Annotated in this window: 1 protein-coding gene; it reads right to left on the bottom strand. The window is 63.5% G+C overall.

Translation table 11 applies throughout. From position 1 onward, the window contains the following. Positions 1 to 59 precede the first annotated feature (59 nt). Positions 60 to 25745: a hypothetical protein gene (locus ACSQ3Z_RS10515; RefSeq protein WP_436171896.1), complete on the bottom strand. Its 25686-nt coding sequence runs from the start codon at positions 25743 to 25745 to the stop codon at positions 60 to 62. Position 25746: the final 1 nt, after the last annotated feature.

Raw genomic sequence — 25746 nt, 5'->3', positions numbered from 1 at the left:
CCGTTTCGAGGCGGGGGACGCAGTTCGCGAAATGTGTGAACTGCGCCGCCGTCATTGTCTCATCGTACTCCGAACAGACTGGACAGGCGCGACAGCAGACCCTTGCGGTTGCTCCATTCAGCGAGACCATTGAGGTCGTCGGAAGCTGCGACGCCATCGTCCTGATCCGCATCAGGCGCTGCATCCTGTGCACCGTCCTGCTGCCGACCCTGTGCGGCAACAAAGGTTCCGCTGGCTTCGTCAAACACCCAGTTGAGCTGGCCACTTGGCTGCAAGCCGGAAGTAGCCCCCGTCAGCACGATATCGCCAGTTTTCGCGCTGGCATCAGCCTCTGAGTCGGAATTCGCCACCGCCGCCGCATCGCCGGAAGCTCTTGCGGTCGATATCGTCGTGACGTCGCCGACCGCTTCAGCCAGGGCAATCCCAGCGCTCCGAAGCAATCCATGCTCCTGCGCGCCGACAAAGACGCCCAGGCCATCATGGAAGAGCTGCGTTTCAGCCACCTGACCAATAGATCCGGCCTCCGGCAGCCGGCGCTCGCCGACGGCCAACTCAGCCGACATCACGCCTGCTTCGTCCTCATCGTGATCGAAGCCCGCCTGATGGCCGATTTCGTGGATCAGCACCGACAGCAGGTCCATCCGTCCATCGGCCGCGCCGCCCGGCAACGCCGTCAGACGGCCGGAGGCATCGAGCTGGAACTCGCTGCTGTCGAGAGGTGACAGGTCAACGAACCAGCCATACCCGGCCGCGTTGCGATCGACCAGCACCGCGCCGAATACCGACTGTGCCAGCGCCGAGCCAGGCAAGTCGGCGATCTGCACGTCCAGGCTCGACAGCTTTGCAAGCTGTGCCGCGTCGAGTTGGCCGCTGGCCGACCAGATCGCTATCGCCTGCGCCAGCATCGCCCTGGTCTGATCGATGCCGACCGTTGCCGTGTCTCCTGTCTGGCCAAGCGAAGCGAGTGCCAGCTGATTGGAGCTGGTGCTGAACGCCGAGGCGTTGGTGCGGATCTGCAGCCGGTCGAAGGACGCCCCTGCATTGCCTGTCACCAGGCCGAACTCGCCATCGGCAATGGCTGCATTGAAGCCATAACTGCCGACGAATGCACCGTTGATGGTGATCGAGAGGGCAGCGCCTCGTATGGTCAACTGGACTTCATAGTCCGTCGTTGAACTGAGCGTGCGCGCGAAGCTCTGATCGATCGCCGTGCCGCCTTTCGACGACACGTGTCCAACCAAAACCTTCTGGGTGGCCACGTCCAGCGTGACGAACTTGTAGTCGTTGGCGCCGTAGTAGTCGAAGACGATGCCACCGGTCCCGGCGGTCTTCAACTTCGCCGTCAGTTCCAGATAGGCGTCCGCCCCGATCGCCGGGCCGACATCCAGCAGGTTGGTGCCGGCGCCGGCCGCTGCGTTCAGCCTGCCGCCCGAGAGCGTCCAGCCTTGAGCCGCGGTCTTCGACATCGGATAGGTCGGCAGCGCGTCGAACTCGGCTGCGTAGTCGAGCGTGATCTGCGGCGGCAAGACCTGGACACGGAAGTTGTCCACCGTACCCTTCGAGCCGCTGTTACCGACACCGACGAGGCCCTTGTTCAGCGCCACCGGTTGGCCATCGATGATGCGCGGCGCGAAGGTGTAACTGAACCAATTCACGCCGGCCACGGTCAAAGTCACGGTCGTGCCATTGACTGCGAGCAGAACATCGTAAGCCTGGTTCGCTTTGAGCTGCACCGGCTTGTTGGACTTGACCAACTGATGCCAGCCGCTGGCGTCGCGGTAGCCCATCTCGATCTGGTCGTTCGAGATATTGATGCCGGCATATTTGAAATCTGTCGGCGAATGATAGTCGAAGATGACGTAGGAGTTGGCTTTCCAGCCGCCCGTCGGCTTATCGGTCGTCAAGGTCGCCGCGATCTCGTAGTAGATCGGCGTATAGACGTCGAGATAGAGAACCGCGGCTGCCTGGTCCCAGGTGCTTGCCGACTGAACAGTGAGCTTGCCGCTGGCGACGGCGAAATTGCCCTCGTCAACCGCCACGACCTTGGCGTTGCCATCGTTGAAGTCAGCCGTGCGCAACACGTCTCGCTTGCCGCCTGGGATGTTGCCCGCCTGGGGATCCGTCGGACCGCCGGTCTGATCCTGCCAGAAGCCATGATCCTTCTGGGTGATCAGGCCGATTTCACCTTCCACGCCGCCCATGAACATATGGACGTTGCTGTAGTTGTCGTCCCCGTTGATGCTGCCAGTGTCAGCGGTGCGGGTGATATCGACGCCGTCGCTGAATGCCTGCGCATAGAGGAAGTCGAACAGTTGCGGCGGCACCTGGCGGCTTACCGTTGCGATACCGAACGGTGCGAACGGCACCAGGTAGCTGTTGAACTCCCCGACCCAATCGATCAAGCGGTCGCCACCGGTGTTGCCGATCAGGATGTCGAGCCCGGCCCCGCCGAAAACGCGGTCCTCATACATTGGATGCGTCTCTGGCTGGTCATTCAGCCAGGTGTTGGTCGAGAGTACATCGTCGGCGTTCATGAGGTCGTTGCCCCAGCCGCCATAGATGTGGTCGCGGCCGGTACCGCCGACGATCCAGTCATTGCCCAGGTCACCAAAGACCGCATCGTTGCCGTCGGTGTTGCGCTGCGCAAACGCCGTCGGCGTGCCGTTCGGCGCAAAAGCGATCGCACCGTTGACCAGCGGTCCTTCATTGTCGACGAGGTTGAGGAAATACTGGCGCGTGATGGGCGGTGCGCCGGTCTTCCATACCGAACCATCGGCGTTGAACATGATTGTCCGGCGCGGATCGTACTCGTCATAAAGGAAGAACTCGCCGAGCCGGCTCTGCACCGGCTTCGGTGCGTTCCACGGATCGCTATCAGGACCAAACTTCAGCACGTCGCCAGGATTCCACGGCCGCGAGAAGTCGGTGCGCACGATGCCCACGACATTGCCCGCCGCATCGAAGCGCTGCGTGTAGGAATCTGGCAGAGCTTCGCCGCCGCCGACCGCATCGTCGCCGGAACCGCCATGGATGAAGTCGTCACCCAGGCCGCCGAAAATGATATCGTCGACGACATTGGCGTCGAACAGCGGATCGTCTCCACCCTGCGCATTCGGCGTCAGATTGTAAGGTGTCAGGTCGACCGCCTTCTTCATCTTGCCGCCGACATTGATCGTCTCGGTCTGCACCTGTCCGGGCGTGTAGATGAACTCGTTGAGCACATCGCCCTGGCTGGTGCGCGTATCCGGATCAGTCGCCAGCAGTGGCAGCACGCCGAACAGGCTTTCGCCGTAGGTCGCGCTGTTGCGGCTGGTGAAGATGCGGCCGTCGTCACCCAGGATGCCGTCCTCGCCGGTACCACCGGAGATCCAGTCATTGCCCCAGCCGCCGATCAGATCGTCGTTCTCGGCATCGCCGAACATCCGGTCATGGCCGCCGCCGCCATAGGCGGTGTCGTCGCCGGTCTCGCCGTGGAGTTCGTCATGGCCACCGATGTCCTGTTTGGCCCAAATGCCGAACTCGCTGCGATAGGCAGGATCGTTCGGGTTGGTTCTGGAGAACAGGTCCGGACGGAAGTCCGGGCCGCCCGGCGTGTAGTCGAGCAGATGGATGCCGCGCACGACGAGGCGTTCGCCACCGGCGCGCGCCGGGTCGTTCACGTCGTAGTTGAACTGGACATAGAGTTGTTGCCCGGCCGTGCCGTTCGGATTGATGTCGGTGTGATTGACACCGACGACCCGCACGATGTTGCCGTTGTCGCCGATCATGGAGTCGGCATCGCGAGCAAAGCGCGAATTAGCCGGCGTGCCGTCATTCGGCAAATTATCGTCATTGCGGTCGATCTCGATGCCGGCGCCGCCGAAAATGTAATCGTCTCCGTCAGGCCGCGCATTCGGATCAGTGAGGCTGAAGAAGGACGAGGAACCACCGATCAGATCGTCCTGGCCGAGGCCGCCGAATATCTGGTCGTCGCCGCCACCGCCTTCGATGTAGTCCTGGCCGTCAGTCGCCGCCGTGAAGGAGGCAATCACCGTGAGCGGACCGATCGGATCGGTGACGCCGCCGGATGTGCGCGATGCGCCGACATGCGAGGCACCGGCAAAGGCAAGCTCGATGCCGCCGTCGCCCTGCACCACGTCATGGCCGAGCTGACCGAACAGTTCGTCATGGCCTTCGCTACCAGCGATGTAGTCGTTGCCGAAGCTGCCGACGCCGACCGTGCCCTCGTCGAAGGCGAAGGTGTGCAGCGCCGCGTAATCGACCGAGTACTCGCTCCACCACGGAGCGCCGTCCGGATCGCGATACCGCCGAGCGATACTGTCGACCAGCAGCAGGCCGCTGTTGTCGGCATTGACCGTGCCGAGGCCGGCCGGCATCGGTCGGTCGGTACGGCTGTACATCAACGTTCCGGCCAGCGTCTGGAAGCGCAGGCTGAACGTATCATCCAACAGATTGCCGTCAGCGCCGCCCTGGCGCGACATGTAGACGTTGTCGCCAAAGACGCGATCGTCCTGCTGGTCACCATCGAGCAGATCATGCCCGGCGCCGCCGACGATGACGTCGCGGTCGAGGCCGCCGAACACCACGTCGTCGCCGCCATTCTGCAATTCGGCCGATTTGATGCCGGTGACCAACACCAGCTCGGTCGTCTGGATGCGCTGCTTCAAAACTGACGGCAAGTTCGGATCGTCGACGAACATTTCGATCACGCCGTGATCGGCGAAGATGATGTCGTCGAAGTCGCCCAGCACGCCGGTAGCCGCGACCGAACTCGGCCCATAGCCAAGATGCGAAGCGCCATCGCCGAAGATCAGGTCGTCGCCCGCATTCATCAGGTCACGAACCGACGACTTGACCGGCTTGATCGTCGTGCCGTTGGTGTCGGCGTCCGGATTGGCCGAAGGCAACGGACTGTTGTCGACCGTATCAATGAACAACTGGCGCGTGAAGATGTTCACGTTGACGCCGCTATCGCCATAGATGTGATCGGCGCCGCGGTTGCCGATGATCAGGTCGTCGCCGGAACCGCCAGCAAGATGATCGCCAGCCTGGCTGCCGTAGATCGTGTCGTTGCCCGCGCCGCCATAGATCGTCAGGCCGACGCTCGGCAGGTTTGCCGACGGCGTGCCGGCGAACAAGGCGCTGGCGTCGATGATGTCGTTGCCGGCGAACTTGTAGGGATTGGCGAGCGGGAACACCCACTCGTCATCCTCATTCTCGCCGTCCTGCAGTTCCGGGAACGGATCGAACGGCTTCTCGCCGAATTCCATACCCAAGACATTGTGCGCCTGGCCGGAATACCAGATGCCGTCCTGGCCGGTGTCGCCATAGATGACCAGTGGCGAGTTCGGCCCGGCGCCGCCGGTGACGACAATATGGTCGCCGCCGATGCGCGCGCCGCCGTCCAGCGTCACGTCGATACCGGAAACGGTCATCGCAACACCGGCTTTCGGCGTCAGCGCAACGCTCTGCAGCGTCATCAAAGTCGCATCGAGCGCCTGGATGGTGAACGTGCCGGCAAATCCGCTCAGCTGCACCTTCTGGCCCACATGGAAGCCATCCGTCAGCCAGCTGCCGCCGCTGCGTGTCAGGCTGTTGGTGGCGATGTTGACGGTCGCCGTCCCGGTGATGATGCGCGGCTCTGCGACGTGTAGTGAACGCTCGGCATAGCTGTTGAACGCATCGGGCGCGAGCACTGTGCCGGCTGGCTGGCCGGCGCGTGTGTTCGGTGCGCTGAGCACCAGCACACTGCCGTCACCCCATGTCAGCGCGGAGTTGCCCGGCGCCGGCAGCGTCGCGTCGGCGATCGCCAGAATGGTGCGCGTATAGGTTTCGCCCGCAAGCTGGATCACCTGGCCAACCTGATAGCGGTCCTCCGACCAGTCGCGGCCGTCCTGACGGGTGACGATGATCTGTCCACCGGTTCCGGCGGCGATGTTCATCGGGCCGGCGCTTTCCACATGCATGTTGCCGCCACCATGAACGAACGTCAGCCCGCCGTGCTGGCCTTGAACGTAGAAGCTTTTCACCGCGTCGTTTTGCGTCGCGAGCGACGCGCCTTCGAGCGTCAGCGAGAAGCCGTCTTCCGAGATCTCGATGATGCGGAAGTCACGCTTGCCGTTGGCATCGACCATCGTCACCAGATGTCCGGCGAGATAGCCTTCATCGGCCCATTTGACGCCGTCCTGGCGCGTGACGATGCCGCCGGTATAAGTCGGGTCGATATCGACTTCGGCCACCACGGTCTGCAGCACGGCATTGGTCACCGGGTTGATGCGATTGATAGTGCGCGGCGCTTCCGAGACCGGCGCGAGTTGTCCGCCGATGACGTGCATGACCGCGCCGACGATCGCCACGATCTGATACTCGCCCTTCGCAAAGTCCTCGTCGATCGAGATGAAGTCTCCGACCGCAAAGCCGGCCCAGTTGCCGCCGTCGGTGCGCGTAATGATACCGCCCGCCGTCGTGCTGGCCACATCTACCGACTTGTTCGGCGTGATCACGTCCTTGTCGAAAGCGGTGATCGTGTGCGACCCATCTGCCACACCGGTGAGCGCCGGTCCGCCCAGAACCAGGATCGAGTTGTCATTCGGATCCGCGCCTTCGGCCGGATTGGCCGGATTGATCAGCGCATCATTGATGGCGACGATTGTCCAGATGCCCGGAAGGTTATCGATCTTCACCGTTTGGCCGACGAGGAAGCCCATCGCTTTCCAGTCGAACCCGGCGCGTACGATGGTGCCGCCATTGACGCCAGATGGCGTTACGTCGAACGTGTTCGTCACCTGCACCGGCGGCGCAGGATTGAGCGTGCCCTCGATGACGAGCTTGTCGTTGCCTTCACCGAGCATCAGATTGACCACCTCAATGGTGCTCTTGGTGTCGTCGGTGCCGAAATCGCCGTTCGAGTCGACGCTGATGCGTCCGAAGCTGATGCCGCCTGGGAAGAAGCCGGATTCACCGAAGGTCGGATCGCCGGTCACGCCAAGCCCCAGGCTCAGATCGTCAGCCATGTTGAAACCGGTGAGCGTCGTCTCAGTCAACACGCCGTCGACATCTTCCTTGCTGGTGTCGTTGAAGATGTTCAGCACGTCGATCTGCTGCGATTCCGGCGGCTGCTGGCCGATCGCGATCAGGAAGTCGTCGGCTTCGCCGGGCAGCTTGAGGCCGTTCTCGAGCGAACGGTCGGCGCCGGTGACGCCGCCCTCGACAGCCAGCGGTCCGCGCAGCTTGGACAGATAATGGCCGGAAACCGGGAAGACCTTGACGCCTTCGCGGGTGATCGGCACTTCGTATTCGGTGTCGGCGCGCAGCTCGACCGTCTGCTGCTGGTAGTAGTTGGCCGGCGTGAACACAGCCACGGCCGCGGTCCGAACCACGCGCACGTCGTTCAGCGTGTCGCCGAGATGCGGCAGAATCTGCGCGACATTGGTGCCGGTGATCTGGATCGTGGTGTCCTTGGTATCGTTGTCGCCGCGGATGATCGCGATCTTGAAGTCGCCGATCAGACTGTCGGTCGAGTCGAACAGGCGGATCCATTGCCCCTCGAGGAAACCAAATGCCAGCCAGCCATCGTCCTCGTCGGCAAGTCCATCGATGGTGATCCGGTAGGTCGGAACACCTTCTTCCATGACCTGTTCGAAGCGGATATCGCCGGTGTACTCACCGTCCCGCGCCAGATCGGACAGGATGACGTCGTTCTGCGCGCCTGTCGCGGCGAACAGCTTGTCGACCTTGAAGAACTTTCCGTCCGCATCGATCGAGGTAATGAAATAATCGCCGCTGTCGGCGCCGGCATTGCCGATGCGTATCTGTTGGCCGACGAAGAAGCCTTCATCGACGAAGCTGCCGAGATCGGCACCAGTGCCACGGATGACCTTGCCCAAGCCACCATCGTTGGAGAAGACAAGATTGCCGACTAATATCTGCGTTGGTCTGAGGCCGCCAATGATGTCGTACCCGGAGCCGGGCGTGACCGCGATGCCATTGACACTGATGACATCCGCCAGACCGTCGGTGAGTACCGCGACGCGCACGCTGGTCGACGGCGCCTTGGTCAAGCGGATCGTATAGTCGTCGGTGTCCGATCCATCGCCGTTGAGCAGCGTATTCCCTTCACTCTCCAGCACAACCGCGCCGGCGCTGTCATTGTCGATCACGTCGATGTCGACATAGCCTGGACCTGAGCGCAGGTTCGGGAACACGTAGTCGTGGTCGGCGTCGACTGTCAGCGCCTGGTCGAGCTGGAAGAAGATCGCCGCCGTGTGCGGGTCCTCGCGCGGGATGTCGTCGCGCGCTTCGATGCCGACGCGCACCGCATCGTCCCAGTTCCCGCTGTCGAAAGTGATGCGCCAGTAACCGTCGGCACCCTTAAACATGCGACCGTCGAGATCGCTCGGATCGTCGACGTCGTAGATCATGATGTTCTCGTCGCTGAATTCGTTGACGAACAACTTGACGACGATCGTGTCGCCCGCTTCGGGCGCCTTGGCGAGCTGTACCAGGAGTTCATCATTCAGTTTGGTCGTGGCATTGCCTTCGATGACCAGCGAGCGGCCATCTTCGGTGTCCGTGCCGGGCGCCACTTCGGTGACATAGATTCCGGGCGTGTCGTTGTCACGCAGGTCGACTTCGACGTTGCGCACATCAGCCGCGTCGAAGGGATCGCCGTCCGGATAGGCAGCTGCCAGCACTGCGGGTGCGACACCGCTGGTGTCGGAGATGACGCTGTGCTGAACGACGACCACCCGATCGCCCTCGGCGCGCAGATCGTCGGGCGCGTAGACGTACACGTTCTGCGCCGTGTCCCAGTTGGTGCTGTCGAAGGCCAGCACGATCGAGCGGTCGTTGATGATCGTCGGAACACCATTGATCGTGATGACATGCTGGAATTCGCCGTCGGTTCCGACGGCGCCGGGATCCAGCGTCGAAAGCCAGATCGTGTCGCCGATGCCATTCGGCAGCGGTACCGGATTGATCAGGGTGCCGTCTTCTTCCTGCTGTGGCGAACGTGCCGCCGAGATCGTCACATAGACGATCTGGCCGGCCAGCGGCGCGACCGCCAGCCTGACGGTGTAACTGTCGACATTGCGCGGTCCGCCTTCCCGAACAGCGGTGAAGCCGTCGGTTTCGTCGATGCGGATGATCCCCTCTTCGGGGCCCGCCACGTGATAGTCGAAGCCATCGACCAGGACGCCATCGTAGAGCGGATCGCCCGAGGTGACGAGGTGGTCGACGGCGCCGGAGGCACCTTCGAGTTCGCGCGTGATGATGTCTTCCGTGACATCGCCGGCGACATTGATCGTGTCGGAACCCAAACCGCCGACAACGCGATAGGCTACGCCGAAAGCCGTCGATTGAACGAAGAACTCGTCGTCGCCTTCAAGTCCGTCAACCTCGACCACTTCGATCGTGGTGTAGCGGACATTGAGGCCGGCGCCGAAGATACCCTTGTCGGTGATGGCGAAATCGTCGGCGAATTCCGTCCCGAGGATGACCAGCTTGTCAAAGCCGGTGCCGCCGTCGACCGAGACCGGCGCGTTGACGTTGTATTGCACTTCGTCCTCGCCGCCGCCGGCGCGGATGTCCGGGGCGCGCGCGACCGAGAAGCCGAGCCCGATGATCGGCTTGGCGACGCCGAAGTCGTCGAGCACGATGACGTCGTCGGTGTAGTCGTCCGGCGTCGAGTCGGCGTCGGCGAAATTGATGACGCCATCGCCATTGGTGTCGAGCGTGACCGCCGGCAGGTCGTCCTGATCGATCGTGCCGTCACCGTTCCAGTCTTGGTTGGCGACCGCCGCAATGGCGAACGCGCGGACGATGAACAGGTCGTTGTTGTCGTCGCCTTCGAGCCGCAATTCGGCCTGGTTGGCATAGACCCGGAATTCGTCGTTGCCGGTGCCGCCCTGCGCGACCATCGGCGCCCTGATGCCGGGGCTCAGCCAGCCGCGGGTCGTGGCCACCATGTCGGGGAACACGTCCTGGTCTAGCAGGGCGCCCCCGAAGAACGGCGTGACGCCGTTTTCCGGATCGCCGGTGCGCTTGGTGCCGAATATCTGGCCGATGTTGAAGGAGTCGTCGCCGGCGCCGCCTTGCAGCGAAACGATCGCCGAGGTGTCGTCGGAGTAGAAATTGTCGTTGCCGCCCTGCCCCTCGATGGTGATCCGGCCATTCAGCGCGGTGTCGTAATTGATGCGCGCGACTTCGTTCGAGGGCTCATTGTCCTCGATCGTGTCGGCATAGGTCTTCGGCTGGCCGTAGACCATGGCGACGTAGCCAGGACGGTCGGCGGATTCGTGCGGCACATAGTTGGCGCCGCGCAGCAGGAAGATATCGTCGATCGGCTTGTTGCCGCCGACCAGACCATTCTGCGACGAATCGTACCCGAAGATCGTCAGTTCATCGACACCGTCGATGGAGCGCCCGCTGTCCAGGATGTTGATGACGTAATTGCGCTGGAAGTCGGTGCCTGCAGTGCCCTGCCCCGGATTGTTGGAGCCAAGGGTGTAAATCTCATAGAGATCAGTGCCCGACACGCCGTCGAGCGTGAGCGTGTGCTCGGCCGCCGTCTGCATGTTCGGAGAGGTTTGCGTCGCGGTATCCTGAAGGTAGTAGACGCGGAAGCGGTCTTCGCCATCGACGTTGTTCACATCGAGGTTCTGGCTGCCATAGGCGCGCGTCTTCGAGCCGAGGAAGATGTAGCCGGCGCTGCCCTGCGTGTTGGTGCCGCCGGCACCCGACGTGTCGCCGAAGTGGATCGTGTCGACATCCGTGTTGCCGAAGATTCGGGTCAGCACGGTCGGTCCGCTGACCGGGTCCGCTGTCAATGTCGGCGTTGCCGAGCCGACCGGCGCGCCGGTCGTCTTGTTGCCTGGCGCCACGGTTGCGTTGGCGATGATGCGGCCACGCAGCACCATCACAGTGCCGAAGGCGACATCCAGATTGACGAGCGCATGGATGACCTCGTCGGTCGCCGACACGTCGCCATAGATGTCGATGCTCTCGGCCGCCAGCGTTTCGCTGTTGGAATCGAGCGTCACGTTGTCGCCGACGCGCAGCAGCACGGAACCCTTTTCGGCGAAGATCTGGCCATGTGTGATCGCACGCAACGCATCGGGCTGGAAGGTCGGGAAGGTCGCGCCGTCTTCGCCGAAGCGGGCGCTGCCGCTATGCAGCAGGTCGAGGTTCTCGCCCTGAACCGAGGTCTCGCGCACCGTGATGCGGATATCGCCATCATAGGCGTGCGCCAGCACCAGTCGCAGATTGCCGGCGGTGCCGCCGGGAACCTCCGGCGCTTCGGCCAGGTAGATGTTGTTGCCGGCTTCAAGTGCGACGTCATCATCGCTCGAACCGCGTGATGAATCGATCTCGAGGTCATTGGTAAAGGCGCCGATGGAGCCGTTGCCGTTGGCGTCGAGGTCGATGGTCTGACCCATCACGTCGGCTAAGTCGTCGCCCGCGCCGTTGTTGCGTGAATCCAGGATCGAGCCTGCAACGGTCCTTAACGACACATCACGGATCGTGTGGACGGTATGAACATGCATATCGCCGACGACTTCGTCGAGGAAGATGCCGAACGTCGAATCCGCGCTGATGTCGAAGGCGCGCAGCACACCAAGCCCGCCGACGCCATTGCGGTTGTCAACGTTGATCTCGAGGAAATTGCTCGGTTCACCAATGCCGCCCAAGGGCGAATTGATGTCAAGCAATGTCGGGTTGAGCACCTGAGCGGCCACCTGGAAATGGGTCGGATTAAACAGGCCCACGCCAGCGGCCATGGTGATGTTGCGGCCGGAGACATCGGCCTCGACCAAGGTCGGGTCGCCGTTGTCATCGCGTGCATCAAGGATGCGCCGCGGTGAATACAGCAGCACATCGGAGGCGTTGGAGCGAATGCGCTCGACGCGCATGTCACCGGTCTTTTCCGTCAGCGCGATGTACCCATTGGTCAGCACGTCGATGTCGCCATCGCCGGCGATCTCGGTGATGCCAAGTACGTTGACGGTGGTCGCCGTCGGCGCGGGATTGGCTGCCGCGACGATGATGTCGCCGCCGGTAACGACCGAGCCTGCTTGCAGCCCGGGCAGCGTGCGCAGGCCGGTTGCTGGGTCGAGGCCCCGGAAATCATAGGTCGACGCGACTTCCGTGTTGCCGGTGGCGAAGACGCCACGGCTCAGCGACGGGATAGCTCCCGCATCCGGCCGGAAGAAATTGTAGTAGGTCTGCCCGCCTGCAGGCAACGCTGGCGCCTTGACCAGCAGGCCGCCGGACTGACCGTCGCCGAACTGTTCAATGCTGGCTTGCAGCAGCACGTCCGCCGTATTGCCGGCCTTGATCCGGTCGATCTCGACGACGTAGAAGCCGCCGGCAGGCGCCTCGCGCAGCAGCGCCTTGAGGTCGAGGTTGATGTTGCCGAGTGCGTCAGCGGTGAAGGTTTCAGCCGAAATCAGGCTGTGCAGATCGGTCAGCGCGCCCGCCGGCGCCAGATCGATGGCCGTGCCGGCCAAAGCGTTTGCCAACGTAGTTGCCAACTTGACGCTCTGCCCATCGGGCGAAGCGATGATGTAGTAGTAGCCGCCGTCGGTGAGCCCGCCGATGGTCGCAGTCACTGCATCGTAGCGCACCAACTGACCGGTATAGAAACGGTTCTCGACTCCGAGGAATACCTGGTTTGTCAAGCCAGCGACACGGCCGGTGTCGAAGCCTATACCGAGCGGCAGGCCGGCGCTGTCGACGATGTCGATGTTCACTCGCGCGCCGGTCGCGCCGATGTTTTCGTCGGCGCGAATGTTCAGGATGTGCGTCCGAATCATCGACTGGCGGCCATCACTGCCCGTGACGCCGCGATCGTTGGTGGCGAACACCGATCCGTCCGTGTTGACGATCGACGTCGTGCCGATCGGGTTCTCGATCGTGCCATTGATGTAGATATCGGAACGGCCACCGGTGTCGGTGATCTCGATCAGCGTCGGCGCGACTTCGCGCACCACGTTAAAGGTCAGTGTCACACCCTGCGACGGATTGAGCCATGCCAGCGGCTGCTCGTCGGTGACGACATCGATGTTGTTGATAATGATGTCCTTGTCGGACTCGTTGCGGATCGACACGCGCTGCAACGTATCGCGGAACGTCCAGGTGCCGCCTGCGCCGGTCATCGAGTTCGAGTCGAACACCACGTCGCCGGGACCCGGATTGACGATGTCGTTGACGACAATGTCGTTGCTTTGGATCGTGCTGCCTTCGCCTTCGGTCGCACTGCCGCCGCCTGCGGTGTCGTTGACCGACACTTCGACCGCGACATCGATCTCGCCGTCGGCGCCGATGACCAGTTGCTTGATGACCAGTTCGGGTGAGCGGCCGGAAAGGATCAGCACGTCGGAATTGAAATTGATCGATTGCGGCCTGTCGTCCGGACTGCTGCCGCTCGATCCGCCGGCGGCGAGCGAGCGCTTGCTGTCATCGGCGTGATCTGTCTGCGAGATCGAGCCGTTCACGGTCGAGGCAAACAAGGCCAGGTGCTCGGCCGAGCTTCCAGGTTCCTGCGGATAATCCGGATGTCCGAGCACGGCATCGTTGTTGTCGCGCGGACCGGCTGTCACCAATGCGCCTGCCGCACCGAAAATCTCGGACGAGACGTCGGTGTCGTTGTGCGCGTCGGAATCGACGAAGCCGAACAGGCCCGTCGACCGGGCATAGGATTTCGCATGCGTGTCGACGTTGTCGTAGCGGGTGATGAGGTCGACGCCTTCCCAACCCGTCAGGTCGGCGCCTGCATTGATTCGCACCTGGGCATCCGGCCGTGCCGTGATCGTGCTTTCCGCCTCGCCTTCGCCATAGAATCCGGCGCCGCGCCCGTCGCTGCCGGAGAAGACATGGAACTTGTCGACCCGCGCCGCAAGCGAGGTGCGCCGTGCACTGAGCACGGCGTTGGCCGCCAGCGAGACGATCGCGTCGGCCTGGTCGGCGTCGGGATCGGCGTCCGGGGAGCCAATATTGACATGCGTGATGGCGTCGCCATCGCCGCCGAAGCCGATGCCGGAGGCGGTCGATTTCGCCGTCACATCGACGGATGCATTCGCCGTCGCCTTGGCTAACTGACCGGCCAGAACGATGGCGTTGGAGCCGATTGTCGAAACCGTATTGTATTCGATGCGCACGTCGGTGACAGGGTCGGCCAGGCCGACCGCACCGCCGGCGCTCGACTGCGAGGAGGCACTGGTAATGGCATTGCTTGCCGAGGCAAGCGTGAAGTTCTTGCCCGCTACAATGCGCGTGCCATCACTGATCGTCGCCGCGCTCGTGATGTCCTGATAGCTGCGTGCGTCGGCGTCGCCGATGGCGACGAAGCCGCCGGTGCCATTGACCGCGTAGGAGGAGGTATTGGTCGTCGCCGATGTGCTGACAGTTACGTCGCCCACGGTCGTGATCAGGGTCGCGGAAATCGTCGCCGAGACGTTCGGATTGCTGATGATGTCGGCGTCGTTGATCTGCACGCCGACGAAGCCGCCGCCGGACCCCTTGGCGTACGCGGAGGATACCCCGTCGCCCGATTGCGGTGCGATTTCGCTGAGCGGAACTTCGCCCGGACCGAACAGGAACTGGCCCGGCGCCGCCGACGTCGCGCCGTCGCCGATGTCGATGCGTAACTGCTGCTCGCTGTCGACATCGTCGGAGATGTCGATCGCGAGTGCCGCAAGGCTGTGATTGCCGTAGGGCCCGGCCAGGCCCGTCGGTGCCAGGATGATCTGGCTGCCGCCGCTCGGCGCATCCCAAAGTTCGAACGTGTTGTCGCCAGCGCCGCTGACGCCGCGCACATAATAGGTCTTGCCGTCTTCGAGCCCGCCGATCGGCAGATTCTTGGCATTGACCAGCGAATGCGTATCACTGGCGCCGACATTGAGCGCCGGATCGGCGCTGAGGCCCTTGTTCGGGTTGAGCGCGATGATCGGCTGATCGAAGGTCTTGGTCTGCGTGCTTGCGGTGACGGTGTTCGCCTCAAGAAGGAACAGCGTACTGCCGGATACGCTGGTGATCGTGAACGTGCCAGAATTGGCGCCACCGCCGCCGATGAACAGCGTGCCGGCGGCAAAGCCGTTGTCGGCCCAGTTGAGGCCGTCAGTGCGGATGATACGGTCGCCAGCGGCATTGCGAACGAACTGCACCTCCTCGGTAATCGCGTCGTTGCGCTTGAGCTGGATCGTCGAGGAGTTGACGACATGCACACGATAGGTCTGGCCGTCGACCAGGCCGCCGATCGCCAGACCGGTTCCTCCGCTCGCATTCTTGACGTCGTAGACAACGTGCTCGCCCTCGCCGAAGCCGTGCGCCAGCGCGTTTCCGTCATCGTCGAAGAAGCGGATGTTGTCTGCGTTGCTATCGGCGATTGGCGAGCCGTCGGGATTGAGGCTGTTCGAATTGACATCCACCTGGCGACTGACGAAGGTGCGCGCGTCCGGCGCCTCGTAGGTCACCGCCGTCCCGTTGACGAAGCCATGCCCGGCGATGGTGATGCTGCTGCCCGCGACATCGTCCGGCTGGAAATTCTTGAGGTAGTTCTGTGGGTTGACCGCCTTGTCGAAGGTGCTCACCAGCTTGATGTGCGACCCGTCGATGACCAGCACATAGTAGAGGTTGCCCTCGGTCAGCCCAAAGCTGTCGACTGTTTCGTCCGGTCCCGGATAGTAGCGGACGGCATCGCCGCTCAGGAAATTATGGCCACCCGCGAACTCGATGATCTCGGTGTCTGGATCGATGTCGGCGGCGTTGAAGACGGAGCCGAAATAGAGCGTGTTCGGATCTGTCACGCCTGCATTGACGACATTGATCACACTGTACTGACGGTTCACAGCCGCATCGTCCGGATCCGGCCAGTTGAGGCCCGGAATGATAGCGCCACCGCTTCCGGCATCATATTCGACCGTATCGCCGGTCACCAATCCATGCCCGTTCACGGTGATCGTGTTGGCGGTGCCGTCGACATCGACGATCTCGTAGGTCGGCTGCGTGCCGGGGATCGGCGACGCGGAGGCTTCGACCAGGATATCGCCGGTCGCATTGATCACCACGCCCGCGCCGATCGAGCTCGCAACCGTCGGGCTGACATGGGTTGTCGCATCCGAAGCGCCGGCCCCGAAAATGCCGCCTATCGAAACGCCGACAACCTTGGCGTCGCCCTCGGTTTGCGCCTGTGCTTTCAGCCGCACATTGCGCGCCGACTGGATCGAGGTGTTGTTGCCGATCGAAGCGCTGACCGATGATGGGCTGGCTTTTGCAACTGCGCTGTTGATCGTCAGTGCGCCGAGAACGCCGCCACCGGCGGCTTCAGCCACGGCGAGCGCGCCATTGACAGCGAGGGCTTCGACCTTGATGTCGGTGACCGAGACGATGTTGGCGTTCATCGCGGCGTTGCTCTGGCCATTGGCCTCGGCTTCAGCCAACGAAGCACCGACCGCCGCCGCGCCGAACGAATTCGCTTCGGAATTGGCGACGGCATAGTTGCGAATGCGCGACTTGATGTCGATATCACCGACGATGGTGAATGCGCCGCCGGCGCCGATCGAGGTGTTGGCAACCGCATTGGACCTCGCGGTCGGCACCGAGCCCTGGCCGCTGAACAAGCCGCCGCCGGAGGCTTCCGCATAGGCCTTCGCCCCGCGGTCGGTCGCCGTCTCGCCGTCGTAATTGTGCGACGACAGCATGACGATGCCGCCGGCGTTGATCGTCGAATTGCCCCCGATCAATGCGGCCACCGTCGGGACGACATTGACTGTCGTCAGGCTGGTGCCGGCCGCCAGTGCGCCGACCGAAAGCGCGAATATGTCGCCGGTCGCATCGTGCAGCGTCCACGCCTCGACCGTGAGGAGGCCGGTCGCGTTGATATTGGCGCCGCCGCCGACCGATGCCTCTACGTTCGGCTGAACATCGACGAAAGCGAAATTGAAGGTCAGCGCGCCGAGCCCCGCGGCAAGCGCGAAGGTGTCGGAATCCGCGTTGATCGTCGAGTCCGCATGGACCGTGATGGCCCCGACGGCGTCGGTCTGCCCGATCTGACTGCCCGCGCCGATCGTGGCCAGGACTTCCTTGGTGTTGTCGTCGTCATCGCCGATGGTGACGTCGCTGTAGGACGCGCCGACGGCCACCGCGCCGGCTTGTATGCCGGTCGTCAGCACGTCAAACGTCTGGTTGCTGGTCGCCGAGACCGTGAGGCTGGCCGCGTCGTTGACCACTGTGTTGTCGAGCAGGCCGGCCTGTATGCGGCTGGTATCGTTGACCACCGCGACCGATGCACCGAGGCCGACGAAGCCGGCCTGCAAGGCGACGGTCGTGACATCGACATCCTGGCCGAAATGGCTTTCAACGCGGATGGCATTGCCAGCCTTGAGGCTTCCGCCGGCCTTCGCTCTCACCTGCCCCGACACATTGACGACGGAAATCGATGCGCCCAGGCCAACAAGACCGGCGCCCAGGCTGCCGACCAGCATGTCGACTTCCATCTGCTCACGCGCGTTCACGACGATGTCGTGACCAGCCTCGACCGTCGCACCGCCTTCGACAGAGGCGGTGGTGCCGCGCTCGTCGGTGACGGCGGCGGTCAGCTTGTTGGTCAGCGCGCCGGAGGTCAGCGCGTTGGCGCCGACCTTGTCGCGGGCGCCTTCAACACCAGCCTTGACCCGTGTGTCGGCCGAATTGTTGTTGGCGCCGCTGCCGAAGCGGCTCAATTCCCCGGTGACGCCTTCGACGCCGTCGTCGGCCTGTTCGCCGGCCTCGTCATTGGCGGTCTTGGGACTTCCGTCGTCCTTCGTCGCGTTGCCGCTGCCACCCTGGTTGTCCTGGTAGGAGTCGCTGAACGCCTCGCCGATCGACCAGACTGACACGGACGCGCCGAGCCCGCCGACGCCGATGCCGCCGCTGAAGGCGAACCCACGCAGAACCTTGATTGCAACCGCGTTGACCGAGACGTCGCCGCGCGCCCGCACCATGGCGTTGGCGTTGATCGCGGCAACCGTGTCGTTCTTGATGCTGCCGAAGTCGATGCCGCCGGCCAGACCGATGAAACCGGCGCCGAGAGCGCCCGCAAAGGACGTGACCCGGACCTCGTTCGCCGCGTTGACATAGACGCCCTGCGCGCCTGACACCGTGCCTGGATGAGCGACGTAATTTGCAGCGCCCTGATTGATGTCGGCGCCGACCCCGATCAGCGCCTTGGTGTCCGAATTGAGCAGCGTCACGGTGACGGAGCCAGCCAGGCCGACATAAAGGCCGCCCGCACCGGCGACCGTGACGTTGGTGACTTCTTCCGACGATTCGGCCTGCACAATGACGCCATGCGCCTCGGCCGCGCCGAAGCCGCTCGGATCGCCACCGCCGACGATCGTGCCGGTAAGCACGCCGCCGATGCCGGCGCCGTTGCCGGACGCGTCGATGCTGGCATTGTCGCCGATCGTCGCTTCGGTGAGCTTGTCGACTGTGACGACCGCGACCGATCCGGCGGCGCCGCCACCAGACAGTCCGATGGCGACCGCACCCGCGACAACCACCACCTCGGAATCGTCCTTGGCCATGACGGCGACGTCGCCGCCGGCGACAATCGTCGCGTTGGCGCCGACGCGGGCATAGGTCTCGGTGTCGAACGACAGCACCGAGACGCCGCCCGCCAGGCTGACCGTGCCACTGAAGGCAAGGCCGGCCGAGACGACGATGACCTTTTCCTTGGACGTGGCGATCACCGCGACGTCGTTGTTCGCCTTCACATCCGCGCCGTCATTGATCGTCGCAAAAGCGTCGACCTTGATCACCGACACGTCGACGCCGGGCGCGCCCGCGCCCGAACCGCCGAAGGCCGCACCGGCCCCGACACCGACATGGCTGAAGTCGCTCGCCGCAGCAACCAGGACGGACTGTCCTGCATTTCCGGGGCCGGCCATGTCCTGGTTGATCTGCGCATCGGCTCCGATGAACGCTTTGGTCTTGGTATCGACGACGTTGACCGCCGCACCGACAGCCACGCCGACCGAGCCACCGCCGCCGACGGAAATTGCAAAAGTCTCGACATCATCCTTCGCCGAGGCCGAGACAGCCACGCCACGGAAGCCGGTGTCGACCGCCGCGGTCGCGACCCGGTTCTGGGTCAGCCCCGGATCCTGCTGAACGTCGTCGCCACCCTCCTGGTCGAGGTCCTTGAACTGGGTGAGGCCAGACGGCGTTCCAGCCTCCAGGCTGCTCGCGGTCGGCTGGTTGCCGCCCTGCGACTCGAAGCTCGACATCGCCTGGCTGCCCGCATAGGCGACTTCGTAGCGGCCGGTTCTCGCCGCGACCGTGCCGTGGCCCTCGCCGGTGACGCGTGCGCCTGCGCCGATGAAGGCATCAGTCACCTTGTCGACAACCGCAACGCCGGCCGCGACGCCGACGCCGGCGCTGCCGCCAATCGCCACGCCGCCAACGATCAGGTCCATCTCGGTTTCGTCGAGCGCCTGGACGAGCACGCTGCCGCGTGCCCGCACATCCGTCAGGCCGCCGATCGGCGCCAGCGGGTCCGATCCGATGAAGGCGCGGGTCTTCAGGTTCAGCACGAAGACGTCGGCCGTCAGCGTGACGCCCGCGCCGCTCGACGCGCCCGCGGCCACAGAGAACGAACCAATGTCCTCGTTGCCGGTTGCTTCGACCGTCACATTGCCGTCGACGTCGATGTCGGCGCCCGCCTCGATCGATGCAGTCGTTGTCTTTGTCAGCGTCGACACATTGACGCCGGCGCCAACGCCGGCATTGCCGGCGGAAACCGCGAGCGAGCCCGCGACTGTCAGGATATCAGATTCGTCGCTTGCAAAGACCGAGACGCCGGGATCGTTGGCGAGCGTCTGGCCGGAAACCTTGCTGTTTGCGCCGATGCGAGCCGTCGTTGTCTCGGTCAGCACCGTCACGGCGACCGAACCGGCGACCGCCGCCTGCGCGGAAGCCGCGCCGGCCGCGGCGATGATCAGCACCTCATCGGTGGAAATCGCCGATACGGAGAGGCCGTTTGCGCCACCGGTGACCACATCGGCGTGGCCATAGAGCTCCGCCTTCACGTCGTCGAGATGGACAAACACGGTTCCGGAAACGCCGATGCCGGCGCTTTGGCCGAACGCCGCCGCACCGGCCAGCAGGAACACGTCCGCATCGCCGGTCGCCGTCACAGAGACATCTCCGCCGGCGCCCAGATGCGATTTGTTCAATGCGCTGCCGGCCTCGACGAAGGCCTGCGTGGATGTGTCGAGATAAAGCACGCCGACCGACGCCGCGACGCCGGCCGAGCCGCCGGCGCTGCCGCCGAACGTCGCCGCGATCGATGTGATGTCGTCGAAGGAGTCGGCGTTGATGACGATGTTGCCGGCGGACGTATCCAGATCCGCGCCATCGCCCATCCAGGCACTGGTGTTGCGCGTGATCACCTGCACGTCGAGGCCGATGCCGACGCCGGCATTGCCGTTCAGCGTCAGGCCGATTCCGCCCGCCCCGCTGACCACGGTCAGCAGGTCCGTCGCCTCGATCTTGATGCCGGTTCCGGCCTCGAGGTCGGAGTTGTCGTTCACCGAGGCGTGCGTCTCCATGAAGATCACGTTGACGCTGGACGAACCGCCGACGGCAAAGCCGCCGGACGCGCCGGCGATGCCGGCGGCGAAGCTGGTGACGGCCAGCGAGCCGATGACCGGCAGGTTTTCCGAGATCGGCAGCAGTTCGGCATGCGAGGTGATGTTGATCGCGCCCTGCGCTTCGGCGTCGAGATTGATGCCGGTCTGCGCCTTGGTATTGAGTTCGTTGACGATGTTGACCGTAACCGCGATGCCCACGCCGCCACCGCCGCTGCCGGTGCTCAAAGCCGCACCGCCGGCCAGGTTCTGCATTTCATTGAGACTGACGGCGCCGATCTCGATGTTGCCGGTGTTAGCGTCGAGATCGACATTGTCGCCGACCGATGCCAGCGTATTGACATCGAGATAGTTGACGCCAACCGAGCCGCCGATCGCAGTGTTCTTGGACACCGCGCCGGAGAGGGCGCGCGCTTGGAACGTGTTCTTCTGTCCATTGCCGGTCGCGGCGCGGACCTCGATCGATCCGGCGGTCAGATCGGCGCCTGCACCGATCATCGCGTTGTTGTCCAGGAGCACGATGTTGAGGCCGACCGCCGCGGCAACGCCGGTATTGGAACTGGTGTTCGTGGAAGTTGCTGTGGCCAATGCCCGCGCGTCGGTGGTGCTGATCGCCTCAACCTTCATCGCGCCAGTGCCGGAGATCGTCACATTGCTGGCGATCTGCGCCTGGTTGTCCGCGTCGAGGAAGTTGACGGCGATCGTCGCAGCCACATTGGTGCCACCGGAGCCGTTGCCGCCCTGCGTACCCTTGCCGGTCTGCGTATTGCTGTTGCCATCGGCCTGGCCAAGGCTGCTGCCGCCGCTCTGCGTCGGCGTCTTGGTGCCGCCGCTCTGGTTCTTGGCCATCTCGGTCTGGTTGGTCGTCTCCTGATCGGAGCTGGCACTATCCGTTGTGCCATCAGACTTCTTCGTGGATTGGCCCTTCGAGCTTGCCTTGGACTCTGCCTTGGTGTCGAGTGTCGAGGTCGCGGTGATCGTCACCGTGCCGACATTCTGGAAATCACGGCCGAGGAAAGCGTCGTTGGTGACTTCGCCGATGTTCAGCGCAATCGACGCGCCAACACCAACGCTGCTGCCGGCAGCTTCGCCATCGGCAAGCGTGTGAACCGTACCGGTGTGTGACGCTTGCGCGGCCAAATTGCCCGTCAGCGTGATCGTTGCGCCGCCGCCAGTGCCGATGTGCGCATCCGTATCGTTGTCGACATAGGCGACAGCGATCGCGCCGCCGATGCCGGTAGCGCCCTGCGCGCCGGCCTTGGCCGTCGTCGTCAGCGTGTCATTGGATGTCGCGGTGACCGTGAAATTGCCGGTCGTCCCGCTAACCGTCTCACCGTTCTCGACGCCAGCAAAAGTGCTGTTCAAGCCGATGCCGAGCGCGATCGATGCGCCGACGCCGACGCTGCCCGAGCCGCTTCCGGCCCCGGAGGAGGTCGCCGTCGTTGTGGTTACGGTCGTATTGATCGCCGTGAGCAGAACATTGCCGCCGGTCAACGTAACCGTTGCGGCGCCACCTGCCGGCTGATCGGCATGGTCGAGACCAATCACGCCAAGCGTGTCGGTATCGGCAAAGCTCAGCGCGAACGAGCCGGCCACGCCGATGTCGCCGCCGCTGGCACCGGAGGTCGACTCGGCGCCAAAACGATGCGTCACGTCACCGCCGACGTTCTTCATCTTCGCTTCGGCCTTCGCCCCGTCGGCCGTAATGATGCTGCCCGCCCCGATCGACGCCTCGTTGCGCATCGTCGCGATATTGATCGCCACAGCGACACCGACAGCTGTGCCGCTGTCGCTCGTCTTTGCGGTGCCATCGGCTTCCGCCGTCGCGTCCATGTTGTTGGACGACTGCAAATTGAGTTCACCGACGCCAGCGCCCTCACCGGCAATAACCGTGCGCCCGTCATTGATCGACGCCACCGCCAATGACGATGAGACGTTGAGAGCAAGCGCTGCTGCTACGCTGACATCGCCGCCGCCACTTCCACCTGAACTGTTGGCCGATTTGCTGACGCCGTCGCCATCATTCGACTTGCTGTTGGCCAGATTGACTTCCTTGTCCCGTTGATCGTCGGCCTTGCTGTTGCCATCTTCGTTTTCCTCGGCGCCAGCGGCGCTCGCAATCGACTCCGCTTTGCTGGAACCGTCATTGGCGGCCGACAGATTGATCGATCCGTTCGAACGAAGATTGCGGTTCGATGTCGAGAACGCACGGTTGTCTACGAAGGCAAGCGCAATCGCCGCGCCGATCGCCGTCGAGCCGATGGCATCCCCGTCGGCCAGCGTCGTGCTCACGCCGTGATTGCTGGCGCTGGCCGACAAATTGCCGGTGATGTCAAGCTCGCTGCCGGAGCCGATGGACGACTCCGTGTTGTTGTCGATGACGTCAATCGCCACCGCACCGCCGATACCGACATCGCCGCCTTCCGCACCCGCTTCCGCCGTGGTCGAAGCGGTATGGTTGCCGGTCGCAGTCATGGTGATAGCGTCGCCGGCAACGATGGTGGCGTTATTGCGGATCGACGCCGAGGTGGAATTGTCGACGATGGTCAGGGCGACCGAACCACCGATGCCGAGTTCGCCGGCGGCGCCGCTCGCGTCGTCAGGAACCGCATCGGTCTCGACGTTGGTGGTGGAGTTGGCGGTGAGCGACAGATCCGCGCCATTCAGATTGATCGAGGCGCTTGCCGCAACGTCGGCGGAAGCCTCGGTGGTGACGATATTAATGGCTAGCGAGCCGGCGACCTGCGTCTTGGAGCCTTCGCCGGCACCAGAGGTCGCCTGGGCGATGAAGCTGTCGCCGGCCGCAATCGTGGCGCTCAATGACACCGCACTCGCCGACAGCGACGAGGTGCCGCCGAGATAGCTGCGCGTCGTGACGTCGGCGATGCTCAGCGCTACTGCAACGCCGATGCCGGTTGCACCCTCGGCGGAAGAGTTCGTGTTGGTGCCGTCTGCCGTCGCCGTCACGTGGTCCGTCGATTGCGCGGTCAGCGTGATCGCGCCAGAGGATGTGAGGGTCGAGGCCTGAACGAAGGCTTCGGTCGTCGGCCGATAATCAGACACCGTCACCGCGCCGGCAAAGGTGATATCGCCACCGCTGGTCGTCGCCTTGTCGGACGTATTGCCGTCCTTATTGGCGTCCTTCAGACGCTCCTCGGATTCGTTGTCACCGCCTGCACTTTGGTCCGATCCGCCTGCCGTCGACCTGGCAATCGTCGTAACGTTGCTCGTCAGCGTCGCGCCGAGCACGATCGAATTCGGCGTATTGCCGGCATTTGCGCCAATCGTCGAGCCGCCCGAGACATTGGCGCGGGTCGTCGCATTGACTTCTGAAACCGCAACGCTGGCGCCCTTCCCGCCGCTACCGCCATCGGCCTCGGTGGTCATCGTCAGATTGCTGGTCGCAGTCAGCGACACCGCGCCCGAGACACTGAGCACGCTGCCGGCGAGCACTTCGGTGATCGCGTCGCTGACCAGAACGGTGACGGAAACCGCTGCATCCTTCTTTTCATCGTTGTCGGAACCGGCATCGGACTCGTCCTTAGCGGTCAGCGTGACGGTTACGGTGCTCGACGCCGACAGGCTGGCTGCGGTCACATCGGTGCTGCTGAACTTGACCCGTGCTTCGGGCAAGATCGTCGCGATGACACCCGCGAGCGGCCCAACCTCGGCAGTCTCAGCTTCGACATTGGCGGTCGCGGTTGCAGTGAATTGAGCCGCCCCCGTCACGATGATCGTGGCGCCGGTCAGGTCGATAATCGCCTCCGGGGTCGCGAAATACGCGCCACCCGTGATTTTTCCATCGTCCGACGCCGCTGCTGTCAGGGTCACCGAACTGGCATTCATGGTGCTGGAAACGCTGATCTTCTCGGCATTGACGGTAACTGCGCCGGCAGTCAGCGTCCCGGAGATCGTCACCTCGTCCTTGCCGTCCTGGCCGTTGACGAAGAGCGCGGTCGAACCGAGGTTCACCGCATTGATGGTCAAGGTATCCTTTGAAAAAATCGGAATGCCCAGATCATCGCCGAGATTGATGGTCAGGCTGGTGCTGGGTTTGTTGAAAGTGATCGATTCGAATGTCGGAATGAGGGAATCCGACGACAGCGTCAGCGTCGCGCCATTATCGGTCAGAGTCGCTTCATCGTCGGCATTGCTGGTTGTGATGACCCGGTCCGCAACGACACTATTGTCGATGATCGGTTCGAGCCCGTCATAGCGGAGCACGACACCGTCACGCGTGATTGTGCCCGACGTCTGCCCGGTGGCTACGTACTTCACCGAGGCGAAGGTGCCACCGTCGAGAACCATGCTGTCGAAGCCGGCATCGCCGCCAGCCATGACGCCACTCAACTTTCCGGCCGCACCAACAAAAAAGGTGTCCTCGTTGCCAGCGGAACCGATCAGGTTCTCGACCGTAACGAAGGACACCCCAGCAACATGACCCGAACCGTCGCCAGTAAGATGCCAGTCGGTGTCCTGCGGTGGCCCAACCACAGCGTCGCTGCCGGCGCCGCCACTCAACACAACCCTGCCAGCCAGAGCGGGGTCGATCTCGCGCAGCACAAAGCTGTCGTCGCCCGCGCCCGCGTCAACGGTCAACGAGACCGCCGGAACTGCAAACCTGTAGGCGATCAGATTGTTAAATGTTCCAGCGTCAAGCACCGCCAGATCGTCATTGGAACCATCTGAACTTCCGATGCGGATCACCCGTGTCTGCCCGGAACTGTCGGCATAAATGCGCTGGCTGGCCGCTGTATCATCCTCGACCGCGCCAACGCTCTCCAGGCCAATGCTATGGGTCAACGCTCCAGCCTGCGCGGTAATGCTCCCCGACTGGCCGCTGTCGGTCGCGAGCCGCACGGCGTCGAAGCTGCCGCCGGTCATAGCCAGCGTGTCGTTGCCGGCACCACCGTCGAAGCGCACATCGAGTGCCGCCAGGAAGTTTTCGCCGAAGTCGATGGTGAGCTTGTCGTCGGCAGCGGTGCCGCGCACCACGATATAGTCGACCTGCTGCACGTTGCGCTGGTCGATCAGCGTATCCGACTTGTTGTCATAGATTTGGATCGCCTGGATCAGATTGTCATAGCGCAGCGAATAGTCGGCCCCGGCCAGATCGTTCATG

Origin of the sequence: Mesorhizobium sp. LjNodule214, from assembly GCF_964252735.1 — a bacterium.
Taxonomy (GTDB): Bacteria; Pseudomonadota; Alphaproteobacteria; order Rhizobiales; family Rhizobiaceae; genus Mesorhizobium.
Note: the sequence above shows the minus strand (reverse complement) of the source record. Positions and strands in the feature narration are given on the sequence as shown.